The organism is Kitasatospora sp. NPDC058184 (assembly GCF_042883725.1).
In the GTDB taxonomy this organism is placed as follows: Bacteria; Actinomycetota; Actinomycetes; order Streptomycetales; family Streptomycetaceae; genus Kitasatospora.
Map to the genome: position 1 here is coordinate 1 of NZ_JBHVVE010000020.1, position 12,031 is coordinate 12,031.

11 protein-coding genes are annotated in these 12,031 nt (G+C 72.8%); 3 read left to right on the forward strand and 8 right to left on the reverse strand.

All coding sequences use genetic code 11. The features are described from left to right. Nucleotides 1-521 precede the first annotated feature (521 nt). The 7 genes from ACFVXH_RS30530 to ACFVXH_RS30560 form a co-directional block, all read right to left on the reverse strand. Nucleotides 522-1,511, reverse strand: coding sequence for a phospholipase (locus tag ACFVXH_RS30530; RefSeq protein WP_387829019.1), 990 nt, complete (start codon nt 1,509-1,511; stop codon nt 522-524). 146 nt (nt 1,512-1,657) lie between these two features. Continuing rightward, on the reverse strand, nt 1,658-3,028 hold the full coding sequence (locus ACFVXH_RS30535; RefSeq protein ID WP_387829021.1) for a (5-formylfuran-3-yl)methyl phosphate synthase: 1,371 nt from the start codon (nt 3,026-3,028) through the stop codon (nt 1,658-1,660). A 215-nt stretch (nt 3,029-3,243) separates the two neighbouring features. Then, nucleotides 3,244-3,834, reverse strand: a complete 591-nt coding sequence (locus tag ACFVXH_RS30540) for a hypothetical protein (protein ID WP_074004644.1) — start codon at nt 3,832-3,834, stop codon at nt 3,244-3,246. Beyond that, nucleotides 3,831-5,231: a hypothetical protein gene (locus tag ACFVXH_RS30545; RefSeq protein ID WP_387829023.1), complete on the reverse strand. Its 1,401-nt coding sequence runs from the start codon at nt 5,229-5,231 to the stop codon at nt 3,831-3,833. Before ACFVXH_RS30545 ends, ACFVXH_RS30540 begins: the two co-directional genes overlap by 4 nt. After that, complete coding sequence (locus ACFVXH_RS30550; protein ID WP_387829025.1) at nt 5,228-6,037, reverse strand: ABC transporter ATP-binding protein; 810 nt, start codon at nt 6,035-6,037, stop codon at nt 5,228-5,230. The genes ACFVXH_RS30545 and ACFVXH_RS30550 overlap by 4 nt, the downstream gene beginning before the upstream one ends. A gap of 41 nt (nt 6,038-6,078) precedes the next feature. Then, a complete protein-coding gene (locus ACFVXH_RS30555) occupies nt 6,079-6,906 on the reverse strand; it encodes a zf-HC2 domain-containing protein (RefSeq protein ID WP_387829027.1) in 828 nt (275 codons plus the stop codon). Further along, on the reverse strand, nt 6,903-7,463 hold the full coding sequence (locus ACFVXH_RS30560) for an RNA polymerase sigma factor (RefSeq protein ID WP_181970890.1): 561 nt from the start codon (nt 7,461-7,463) through the stop codon (nt 6,903-6,905). Before ACFVXH_RS30560 ends, ACFVXH_RS30555 begins: the two co-directional genes overlap by 4 nt. 144 nt (nt 7,464-7,607) lie before the next feature. Here ACFVXH_RS30560 and ACFVXH_RS30565 point away from each other — a divergent pair, with 144 nt between their 5' ends. From ACFVXH_RS30565 to ACFVXH_RS30575, 3 genes are all read left to right on the forward strand, one after another. Continuing rightward, on the forward strand, nt 7,608-8,186 hold the full coding sequence (locus ACFVXH_RS30565) for a TetR/AcrR family transcriptional regulator (RefSeq protein WP_387829029.1): 579 nt from the start codon (nt 7,608-7,610) through the stop codon (nt 8,184-8,186). A gap of 227 nt (nt 8,187-8,413) precedes the next feature. Further along, nucleotides 8,414-9,451, forward strand: coding sequence for an agmatine/peptidylarginine deiminase (locus ACFVXH_RS30570; RefSeq protein ID WP_049650855.1), 1,038 nt, complete (start codon nt 8,414-8,416; stop codon nt 9,449-9,451). A 59-nt stretch (nt 9,452-9,510) separates the two neighbouring features. Further along, nucleotides 9,511-10,674 carry an agmatine/peptidylarginine deiminase gene (locus ACFVXH_RS30575; protein ID WP_074004639.1) on the forward strand — a complete coding sequence of 388 codons (1,164 nt, stop codon included), beginning with the start codon at nt 9,511-9,513 and terminating at the stop codon, nt 10,672-10,674. Nucleotides 10,675-10,761: 87 nt separating this feature from the next. Here ACFVXH_RS30575 and ACFVXH_RS30580 read toward each other — a convergent pair whose 3' ends face one another. Continuing rightward, a complete protein-coding gene (locus tag ACFVXH_RS30580; RefSeq protein ID WP_387829032.1) occupies nt 10,762-11,940 on the reverse strand; it encodes an agmatine/peptidylarginine deiminase in 1,179 nt (392 codons plus the stop codon). Nucleotides 11,941-12,031 lie beyond the last annotated feature (91 nt).

The window sequence follows — 12,031 nt, forward strand, 5'->3', positions numbered from 1 at the left end:
TTTGGCACGCTGTTGAGTTCTCAAGGAACGGACGCTTCCTTCGGACCGCCTTCCAGCGGACCCTCCGGGCTTCGTTCTTTCGTGTTTCCAGCTTACCAGATGCTTTCCGCTCCGTTTACCGGCGCTTTCTGCTTCCGACTCACTGTTGTCTTCCAGCGCTTGGCGCCCTGTCCAACGTTTCAAACACTAGCCGACCTCCACTTCGAAAAGCGAATCCGGCCGCAATCCGATAAAACGAACACGCCATATACAGACTGGGCCGCACCTGCGCATGACAGATTCGCCCCAGCCCGAGCCGGGAAGTGTTGGTTCAGAGGATTGGCCGCCCCGGGACCGTCCGCGTTGACACGTGTCCGGTGCTCCCAGTCGAGCGACTGGGAGACCCTACCCCTCCCCGGTGCCCGAGACAAAATGCCCTGTCCGGACGGCCCCGGCCCCCTCCTTCTCCGCTCTCTCCCGCGGGCTCCGGGTCGGCGCCCGCGGGAGAGAGGCCGGGCCCCCTACCCGCGACGAACGGTCGCCTACCTGAACAGGCGGTCGCCGCTGGTGGCCATGCGGTGGGTCCCGCTGTGGCGGTTCACCCAGTCCCGGACGAGGTTGACGGCGTTGGCGCACTGCCAGCCGTTGTCGTACTCGCGCACCCCGGTGAAGGCGCCGTAGCCGGCGATGATGCCGTCCACCTGGGCGTCACCGAGGAGCTTGTCGACGTACCACGGGTCGTTGTAGGTGGTCGTCCAGGACAGGGTGGCCGCGAGTCGTCCGGCGGACCGGTCGGCGGCTCCCTTCTTCAGTTCCGCGCAGGTGTTGTAGGTGGCCTCCGTGCAGTTGCCGAAGCCCTTGGTGATGTCGCTGTCGCCGTAGTCCATCGCCCGGCGGCCGGCCGGGAAGCCGGAGCCGGACCGGTTGAAGGCGCTGTTCACCTGGTCGCGGGTGCCGGTCGTGGTGATGCCCTCCAGCGGGCCGAGCCTGCCCTCCAGGCTCTTCCAGCCCCGGCCACCGACGTCCGGGGTGCTGCCGCCGTGGTACTCGTAGAAGCCGTAGAGCACCTGGATGCCGGCGGCCGTCAGCCGCTGGGCCTTGTCGCGCAGTCCGGCGACGCTGCAGGTGCGGTTCGGCTCCTCGCCGCAGTAGTTGGGGTCCTTGATGTCCAGCCAGACCAGCGACAGCCGGCGGCCCGCGTCGGCGTTGGAGAGGATGCGGTCGAGCATGCTGTCGAAGCTGGGGCCGAGCCGGTTCTCGCCGGCCGAGGAACAGTCGTGGTAGGCGCGCCACTCGTTCGGGTTCCACCAGGCGCAGACGTCGATCTCGATGGCGTTGGCGCCGTGGTTGATCGCGGCGTCCACGCCGTCCAGGGTGTCGACCCGGTGCGCGATGGCGTAGATCGGGTGACGCTGGTCGGCGGCGGCCGCCGGGGTGGTGCCGAGCGCGGTGACGCCGGCGATCCCGGACAGCGCCGCCGTCAGGGCCGACAGCGTCCGCAGGTGTGCACCGCGCCTGTCGTGAGTGGTCAAGAGGTGCTCCTTCTCGCTGGTGCTCGAAGTCGTCCGTACTCAGGCGTACTCGGATCTACTCGGACGCACTCGGACAACCGATATCACCGACTCCGCGTCGCCGTACGGTGAATGAGCGACACCTGCGGTCTCGCGGGCGCCACCGCTCAGCCGAGCGGCGCCAGTACCCCGTAGGCGTCGGAGGAGTACGCGGCGAGGTCGGGGTGGCGCTTGAGCAGGCCCGCCAGGTCGTCGAGCGCTCCGGGCTGCTCCGTCATCCGCCGCGGCAGCACCAGCCGGCCGCCCTGCTCGGGCGGGACCAGGCCGCCCACCAGGGCGCGGCGCACGGTCCGCTCGTGCCGGGTACCGCGGCCGGTGCCGCCGTACGGGTCGCGGGCCAGGGCGCTGACGCCACCGCGGGCGGAGAGCTGGTCGAGCTCCGGGACGAGCCGCCAGACCTGCTGGGCGTGGTGGCTCTGCACCGACCCGGCCAGGTTCGCCTCCAGGCCGTGGGCGTGGCACAGCTCTACGAGGAACCGGATCTCCTCCAGCGAGAGGATGCCGGCCCTGGCCAGACCGTGCCGGTCGGTGTCGTGGCGGTCGAGGTCGGCGAGCTCCGGGCTGCCGGCGGTGGAGACCAGTCCGATCCGGGCGACCTTCAGCAGGATGCTGGTGTCCACCATGATCGCGTCGGCGCCGGCCGCCGCGCTGGCCTCGACCATCGCGCGGATCGCCTCTCGATCGGTACGACGGCCCGTCGTGAGACCGTAACCCGCGTGGGAGAACGGCTCGTTGACGGCCACGAAACCGCCGGTCGTGCCCGTCGGCAGGGCGCCGGAGGCCCTCAGCTCGGCCGGCTCCGGCCGCCGGCCGCCGAACAGCGGCTCGCCGTGCGGGTCGAGCAGTGCGTCCGCGTACTCGGCGAGGTCGAACGCCCCGGGCGTGGACGGCTCGCACGGGTAGTACTCCCGCAGGCCCACCAGGGCGCGCCGCACCTGCGGGAGCGTCTTGCGGGCGTCCCACAGGTCGAGGTCCTGGGCGAACAGGACGGACATCACCCGGGTCTGCGACAGCCGGTCGGTCCGGCGCAGCGTCGCCGTGATCTCGCCGAGCACGTCGGCCAGTTCACCGGTCCGCATGCCGTCCAGACCGACCTTGACGATCCCGCAGGGATGCACCCGGGTGCCCATCGCCAGGGCGACGCCGAGGGCGGCCTGGGCCGCCTTGCCGACCTGCTCGTACGCCGACTTGGGCAGGGCCAGACCGTTCTCCGCGCGCCGGTACAGCAGCTGGTCCTCGCCGATGTTGGTGCTCAGCTGGACCGGGAGGTCCCGCCGGGCGGCCAGCACCGCGTCCGCGATGTCCATGATCCGGCGCGGTTTGATCGTGCCGAGCGCGCTGCGCGGGTCCTCGCTGTCGATGATCCGCGCGCCGCCGAGGACCGCCTCCCGCGCCTCCTGCGGGTCGAAGACGCTGACCAGCAGCCGTCGATCCGCCCCGACCTCGCCGGGTATGCCGGACATTCCGATGGTCGACACCGTTCCCCCTCCGAGAACTGACTGTTCGTTCGGGGGTCAGTCTTGACCGCAAGAGGTGCTCAACCGACCGATCGGCGACCGATCCTCACTCGAAGGAGTGAGATCACTTGACAGCAGGGCGACCAGGCGGCGATGCCGCCCCGGCACGCGGCCGGTCCGCGGGCGCCGCCGGGTGCTCCGTCGGCGCCCACGGGCCCGTCACCGTCACGGGCCCGTCACCGTCGCGGGCCGGCCACCGCGTACAGCGCGCCGCCGGTCACCAGCAGGGCCACCGCGGTCCAGGTGGACACCCCCGTCCCGGCCGGACAGGTCATCCAGCCGATCGCCTTCCCCACGGTGGTGGGCGGCAGCGGGGGGACGAGGATGGTGAAGCCGAGCCAGCCGATCGGCAGGATCCAGGCGAGGTGCGCTCCGCAGAGCACCGCCCCGAGCGCGGCCAGGCCGGCCAGGCCCGCGGTGTCCCGGAGGACGACCTCGGTGGGGGCGAACCTCGGCCCCGCGGCCTGCACCGCCAGCACCGCGGCGCCCACGACCACGCCGATCAGCAGCGCGTGCGCCGCCCGGCGGGGCGCCCACCGGATCGCGGCCGTCCGGTCCAGTGCGGAGTCCTGCCCGCCGAGCCCGACGGAGCCGGCCGCCACGCCCGCGGCGAGCACGAAGTACACGATCGGGTTGATCGCGTCCGCCTCCACCGCGCCCGTGCCGCCGCCCCGGTTGAAGGCCCACACCACCAGGGCGGTGAGCGCCACCGCGGCCGCCGACGTGGGCACCTGCCGTGAACGCGCGTACAGCGTCAGCCACCTCACCGCGACACCTCCCCGGCCAGCACCGGAATCTGGTCCTGCCGCGCGCAGGACAGGGAGGCGGCGTGCAGCGCGACGATCCGCGAGCGCTGCTCCGCCGGCGGCAGTGCCGTCAGCTTCTGCCACGCGGTGTCGGCCGCCGCCCAGGTCTCGACCTCGTACGCGGTGGTGCCCTTCGGCGCCAGCGGTTGGAGCTGGGGGTCGTGGAGCGCCCAGCTCACGGCGATGCTCTGGGCGGGGATGGCGACGTGCCCGCCGCCCTCCTTGTCGTTGTCCGGGTAGCAGCTCGGTGCCAGGCCCTTGGCGATCAGCGCGCGGGTCAGCTGCTCGCCCGTCGCGTCGGCGAGCAGCCGCTCGCTGAAGTCGACCAGCAGCACGTCCGCGGAGAGTTCGCGCGCCTCGGCGAGCTCGTGCAGCGCGGTGTCCTCCCGCACCGAGGTCGGCGCCCGGTCGCCCAGGACCTCGTGCAGCACGCGCAGCGCGTCCTTGCTGCGCTGGGTGAGCTCGGCCAGGTGGGAACGGCTCGCCTGGGTCACGCACACCGGCCCGTCGCACACCAGCGCCGCGGCGGCCTTGTCGACGACGTAGACGTCGCGCGCGGCGGACGGGAGGACCAGCAGGGCCAGGGCCAGGCCGGCCAGGGCGGGAGTCACCGCGAGCAGCCGGGCCCGCCGGGTCGCGGCCGCCAGCAGCGCGACGCCGGTGGCGAGCAGGCCGAGCAGCCAGAGCGCCTGACCGAGGTGGACGGAGCCGGCCAGGGTCAGCAGCATCTGCCGCGGCTCCGGGGTCGCCGGCGACAGCAGGGCGAACCGGTTCGCCACCCGGCCCGTCGGTACCGCCCCTTCGTTGTTCATCCGCAGGAACAGGCCCGTCCCCACGAAGACGATCACCACCAGGGCCGGCGGGGTGAGGACGGAGGGCAGCGCCCGCGCGACGCCCATGCCGAACACGGCGCCCGCGACCAGGGCCAGTGCCGCCACCAGCGAGATCGGCAGCCAGCCGAGGGGGGTGTAGGTGGTCGGACCGGACGCCACCTGGACTCCGCCCACCAGGACCAGCAGGCCGAAGCCCGCCGCCAGCGCGAGCCCGATCGCACCGGCCGGCAGCGCCGCACGGCGCCAGGCCGGCAGTGGCGTGGTCGTCAGCAGCTCGGTCATCCGCGAGCGGGGTTCGCGCAGCCCGTACACCGCCCCGACGCCGATCACGAAGGGCCACCAGAAGGTCAGCAGGGACCGGGTCCAGAACGCCATGGTGGTCCACTGGGCCGTCCACCCCGCGGTGCCGTGCCACCAGAACGCGTCGAACGGGAGGAAGACCGCCAGGCTGCCGCCCAGGACGACGGCTCCGGCCCAGGGGGCGGCCGAGCGCTTCAGCTCGGTTCGCAGCACGCGTGCGTTCACCAGGCGCTCCCCTGCTGGCCGGAGGTGCGGAGCAGCGCCGAGTAGCCGCGCTCCAGGGGGCTGTCGCCGGGGTGCTCGGCGCTGCCCGCCGCGCCCAGTTCGTCCGGCGTGCCCTGGAAGACGAGGCGGCCGTCGGCGAAGAGCACCACGTCGGAGCAGGCGGCCGCGACGTCCTCGACCAGGTGGGTGGAGACGACCACGCAGGTGTCGCGGCCCAGGTCGGTCAGCAGTTCGCGGAAGCGCAGCCGCTGGGCCGGGTCGAGGCCGGCCGTCGGCTCGTCCAGCAGCAGCACCGCCGGGGAGTTGACGATGGCCTGGGCGATGCCGGCCCGCCGCACCATGCCGCCGGACAGGGTCTTCATCCGGTGGTCGGCGCGGTCCGCCAGGCCCACCCGTTCGACGGCGCGCTGGACGGCGTCGGGGATGTCCCGCTTCGGGACCTCCTTCAGCCAGGCCATGTACTCGACGAACTCGCGTACGGTGAACCGCTTGTAGTAGCCGAAGTCCTGCGGCAGGTAGCCGATGCGGCGGCGCAGGGCCCGGTGGTCGCCCACCCTGCCGAGGGAGGTGCCGAGCATCTCCAGCTCGCCCTCGGTGGGGCGCAGCACGGTGGCCAGCGTCCGGATCAGGGTGGTCTTGCCCGCTCCGTTGGGCCCGAGGAGGCCGTGGGCACCGATGCCCAGCGAGAGGTCGAGGCCGTCGACGGCCATCTTGCTCCGTCCGACGCGGACCCTCAGGCCGCTGGCCCGGATCTCCCAGGGGTAGGTCTTCGGCGCGGTGTCGGCCGCGCTCGCCGTATACGTCATGCGATGGTCCCTTTCGAGGACGGACAGGGTGGACATGGGTTTCACAGCGTCGAGTACGTGTCCCGGCGGGCGATCACGGCGCAGACGCCGAGCGCGAGGAGCAGCCCCCAGACGGGCAACTGGTCGCGTTGCAGGGCCAGTTGAAGGAAGGCGGGGACCCGGCCGGTGATCGAGGTGGGGGCCACGACGACGAGGCCCCACCCGGCCGCCAGCCCGACGGCGGCGCGGGTCACCCCGACCACGCTGCCCAGTGCCAGGGCGGTGGAGGTGAAGGCCAGGGAGGGCACCAGCCACTGCGCGGCCGTCGTGCTCCCGGTCAGCCATCCCCCCAGCAGGAGGACGGGCAGGACCACCACGAGGACCGAGGTGGTGCGCCTGAGCAGTAGGGGCAGGCCGGCCCGGGCGGTGGAGGCGGTCAGTTCGTGGGCCGGGTCCAGGCCGCTGGACCAGGAGGCGGCGACGCCGCACAGCGGCAGCACCGGCGCGATCAGCGAGACCGGTGAGGAGCTGCCGAAGACCTCCGCCGGGGCGGCCGCGTCGAGCAGCAGCGCCACCAGGGTGACGACGGCGGTCATGGCCAGCCACGGGGTCATGGCCGGCGTCAGCCAGGACGACACCCACCTCGGCCGGCGCCACCGCGGGGGCACCGCGCCCACCGCGTCCAACCGCGGTTCCAGGCCGGCCCGGACGGTGTCGACGAGCGCGGCGATGTCGGGTGCCCCGGTGGCGACGGAGGCCGCCAGCAGGCTCCGGCAGGGCGCGCACGTCTCCAGGTGGGCCTCCAGCGCCCAGACCGTGTCCGCCGCCATCGTCGTGACGCCACGTGCGTAGTCGTCGATCAACTGCCTGGTCGCGTGTTCCCCACTCATGCCAGCGCCTCCCGCATCGCGATCCGGGCCCGACGGGCACGGGTCTTGACCGTGCCTTCGGGCAGTCTGAGCAGGACGGCGGTCTCCCGGACGGAGAGCCCGTCGAGCACCGTGGCCTGCAGTACCTCTCGGAGTTCCGGCGCCAGCCGGCGCAGGGCGTCGCCGACGTCACCGCCGACGGTGCCGGCGAGCGCCTCCTCCTCCGCCGCGGGCACCACCGCGCGCTCGGCGGCGGCGACCGGCGGTTCGGCGTGGTGGGCCCGGCGCCGGAACGCGTCGACGAGGCGGCGTGCCGCGATCGTCCACAGCCAGCCGACGGCCGTCCCGCCGACCGCGCTGCCGGCGAACGCGCCGGCGGCGCGCCAGACCGCGAGGTAGGTCTCCTGCATGACTTCGGCGACGATCTGCTCGTCCGCGCAGCGGCGGCGCAGCCGTACGGCGAGCCAGGGCGACGTCCGCCGGTACAGCTCGTCGAAGGCCCCGCGGTCGCCCTTGGCCACCAGCCGGAGGAGGCGTTCCTCGTCCAGGTCGTCCAGTGTTCTCCTGCGTGATCTCACACCAGCCAGACGCCCGATGCGGCGTGCGGGTTCTGCATCGGAGGTGACCTGCGTCACATCCGGGGGGAATCGGCCGGCCTCCGCTGACCGGCCTTTCAGCAACCGCACGGGGCCGGCGCCCGCGCCCCGGTAAGGTGGTGGATCGTGGCCAGTCGTAAAACGTCGATCTTGGAAGCAGCGGCGCGGGTGATCGCGCGACGCGGGGTGCGCGGGCTGCGGGTGGAGGAGCTCGCCGCCGAGGCGGGTGTGTCCACCGCGCTGATCTACTACCACTTCAAGGACCGGACGGGGATCCTCCGGCAGACGATGGAGTTCATCAACGACCGGGCGGAGCGGTACACGACCGAGCGCGCCGAGGGCGCCCCGCCGCTGACGCCCCGCGAGGAGCTGGAGCAGACCCTGCTGCTGGAGCTCCAGGACACCGCCGAGGTGCGGGAGAACAGCACCGCCTGGGGCGAGCTGCGGGCGAGCGCGGTGTTCGACGAGACGCTGCGCGAGGACCTGGCGCGGGCCACCCGGATCTGGGTGCAGGAGGTCGCCGAACTGCTCGGCACCGTACGGCCGATGTCCTCGGCGGTCGCGCTGGCCGGGGCGGCGGAGCGGCTGACCGCGCTGCTGGAGGGGCTGAGCACGCGCTGGCTGAGCGGCAGCCTGCCGCTGGCGCACGCCCGCACGCTCATGGCCGACGCGGTCGACGCCGAGGTGGCCCGGCTCGGGTCCTGATCCGTACGGACCGCACGGGGGGCCTCACTCTGCACACGGAGCCCGTCAAGGATGCGTTAGGGCACGACCGCGAGTTTGACTGACTTTTCAGTCAGTGCGAGCCTGAACCCGCGGCAGGGTGCTGCCGCCCGTCCGTCCCCACGTGCGCCGCCCCGGCGCGGCGCGAAGAGTGGAGTCGGCGGCCCCCGGCACCCCTCCCGGCACCGTCGCACGATCTGGAGGCCCTCATGACCCACTACCGCGATGACCGCTCCACCGAGCCCTACCCCTGGGTGCCGGCGGACGACGTCCCGCACGCGCGGACCTGGATGTCCTGGCCCTCCCGCCGGGGCGTGTGGGGACTGCGGCTGGGCGGCGTCCAGGAGGACATCGCCCTGATCGCCCGCACGATCGCCGAGTTCGAGCCGGTGGTGATGTGCGCCCCCGACGACTGGACGGCGGGCAAGGCCCAGTCCTGGTGCGGCTCCGGAGTCGAGGTGATCACCGCGATCCCCACCGACGACCTGTGGATGCGCGACACCGCGCCGGTGTTCCGCCGGGACGGGTACGGCGGCCTGGACGCCGTGGTCCTCAACTTCAACGGCTGGGGCAACAAGCAGGTGCACCACGACGACGCCCGGGTCGCCGAGCTCGTCGCCACCCGCCGCGGCCTGCGCCACACCTTCGCGGACTTCGTCGGCGAGGGCGGCGCGATCGAGACCGACGGCGACGGCACCGTGATGGCCACCGAGAGCAGCCTGGTGAACAAGAACCGCAACCGCGGCATGAGCCGGGACGAGATCGAGGAGGCCGTCCTGGAGGCCTACGGCGCCGACACGATGATCTGGCTGCCCGGGATCAAGGGCCAGGACATCACCGACGACCACGTGGACGTCACCTCCCGGTTCGTCCGCCCCGGCACGGTGATGGTGCAGCTGCCGCCGGCCGACCGCAACGACGCCTGGGCCCGGGACGCCCGCGAGCAGTTCGCGATCCTCTCCGCCGCCACCGACGCCCGGGGGCGCCGCCTGCAGGTCGTCCCGGTGCACGGCCCGGACACCGTCCGCTCCCGCAGCTCCAAGTTCGTCGACTCCTACCTCAACTTCCATGTCGTCAACGGGGGCGTCATCACCGCCCAGTTCGGCGACGCGTACAAGGACGCCGCCGCCCGGGACGCGCTCGCCGCGGCCTTCCCCGGCCGTGAGGTGGTGCAGATCGACGTCGACCGCCTGATGGCCGGGGGCGGCGGCATCCACTGCTCGACCATGCACGAACCGCTGCCGTAACCCGGCCGCCCCGCGCACTCTCCTCCACCACCGCCCAGACCCTCAGCTGGAGTTCCCGCATGACCAACGCCCTGTCCCGCCGTACCCTGATCCGCAGGCTCGCCGGCGTCGGCGCCGGAGTCGGCGCCCTCACCCTCGGCCTCACCGCCTGCGACCCCAACGACCTGAAGGACCTCGACGGCGCCGTACCGCCCACGCGGCCCGGCGGCACCCCCGGCGTGCGCCGCTTCGGCGCCGAGTGGGACAAGCACCTGCGCACGGTGATGTCCTGGCCCGCCTCCGAGAACGTCTGGGGCGACCAGCTCGCGGACGTCCGCCGGGACGTCGCCGGCCTGGCCCAGGCCATCGCCGCCCGCGAACCCGTCGTCCTGATGGCCCGGCCCGAGCAGGCGGACGCCGCCCGGAAGGCCTGCGGCTCGGCGGTCGAGGTGGTCCCGATCGCGGTCGACGACCTGTGGGCCCGGGACACCCTGCCGGTGTTCGTCGAGGAGGGCGGCACGGTCAAGGGCGTCGACTTCAACTTCAACGGCTGGGGCGGCAAGCAGCAGCGCGGCAACGACTCCAAGGTCGCCCGGACGGTGCTGGCCAAGTACGGCGTCGAGCGGATCGAGACCCGGCTGGTCGCCGAGGGCGGCTCCTTCGAGACCGACGGCCAGGGCACCCTGATGGTCACCGAGAGCTCCGTCGTCAACGACAACCGCAACCCGGGCATGAGCCGGGACGCGGTCGAGGCCGAGCTGAAGAAGGTCCTCGGCGTGACCAAGGTGATCTGGCTGGCGGGCGTCAAGGGCAAGGACATCACCGACGCCCACGTCGACTGCCTGACCCGCTTCGTCGCCCCCGGCGTGGTCCTGCTCGACCAGGCCTTCCCCGGCACCCCGGCGGACGTCTGGTCCCGCTCGGCCGACCAGGCCCGGTCCGTCCTGAAGGACGCCACCGACGCGACGGGCCGGAAGCTCCAGGTGGTGGAGCTCCAGCAGCCCGACCCCGACAAGATCACCGGGCGCGGCGACGCCTTCGTCTCCTCGTACATGAACTTCTACATCGGCACCAAGGGCGTCTACCTGCCGAAGTTCGGCGACGCCAGGGCCGACGACCGGGCCCAGCAGCTCATGAAGCAGTACTTCCCGGGCCGCGAGATCGTGCCGGTCAAGATCGACGCGATCGCGGCCGGCGGTGGCGGCATCCACTGCGCCACCCACGACATCCCCGCCCTGGGCTGACCGGACCGGCCGGGCCGGGGGCGACCCCGGGCCGGCCTCCGTTCGGGGCCGGGTCCGGTCGGCGGGCCGGACCCGGCCCCGGCGGGTTCACACCGCGGGCTGCTGCTGGGTGACGCAGTGGATCCCGCCGCCGCCCGCCCCGAGGGAGTCGATGTTGAGCTGCTCGACGGTGCGGCCGGGGAACAGCCGGGCGAGGGCCGCCCTGGCGGCGCTGTCGGCCTTGGTGTCGCCGAACTGCGCCGCGATCACCGCGTTGTTGCACAGGTAGTAGTTGGCGTAGGAGCCGACGAAGTTGGGGTCGGTCGAGCGGATCAGGTTGTAGTCGGGCCCCTGGATCCGGCTGACCGCGAACGGGGTGCCCTGGGCACCGGTGGTGGTGGTCAGGATCCGGTACTGCTGCCGTGCGTCGTTCGACCAGGCGTCGGTGTCGCTCGCCAGCGGCATCTGGACCACGGCCGTCCCCGCGTCGAGGAAGCGGGAGGTGGCGTCCACGTGGTCGTCGGTGATGTCCTGGCCGGCCACACCGTTGAACCAGATCACCGTGCTGGCGCCGTAGGCCGCGCACATCGCGCTCTCGACCGCGGCCTGCGACATTCCGGAGTTGCGGTTGGCGTTGAGGATGCTGCTCCGGGTGGCCATCAGCGTGCCGGCCGCGTCGGTCTCGATGGCGCCGCCCTCGGCGACCAGCCCGGCGGCGGTGAACGGCAGGCCGAGGTAGGCGGCGACGCGCCCGGCGACCAGGGCGTCGTTGCCGTGCGGGTTCTGGTGGTTGCCCCAGCCGTTGAAGTTGAGGCCGATCGTGTCGAGGCCGCCGGCGCCGTCGGTGCGGAAGACCGGACCGGTGTCGCGCATCCAGCAGTCGTCGACCGGGATGTCCCCGATGACGGTGACGGCCGAACCGCACATCGAGCGCGCCTTGGCGACGCTCGCCGGGTTGGCGCACATGGTCACCGGCTCGTACTTCGCGATGGTCTTCGCGATCAGGGCGATGTTCGACTGGACACCGCCGAGCTTGTTCCGCCAGATGGTGCTGCTGTCCGGCCAGGCCATCCAGGTGCGGGTGTGCCGGACGGTGTCCAGCGGCACCCGGAGGCCGGCGGCGACGGCCGGGCCCGCGGCGGCGGTGCGGGGTTGCGCCGCCCGGGCCTGCCCACCGCTCGCCGCGGTCAGCGCGGTGCCCGCGACGGCGAGCCCGGCGGCCGTCAGGAACCGGCGTCGGCCGAGCCCTCCGTCGATCGCCGGATGGGATCTGAAGCTGCCCTCCATCACTACCTCCCTGTCAAAGTGCGCTGCCTGTCCGGCAGTTGACCGAAAAGGTAAAACTGACCAAGCGCTCGGTCAATACTTTGCGCAGAGA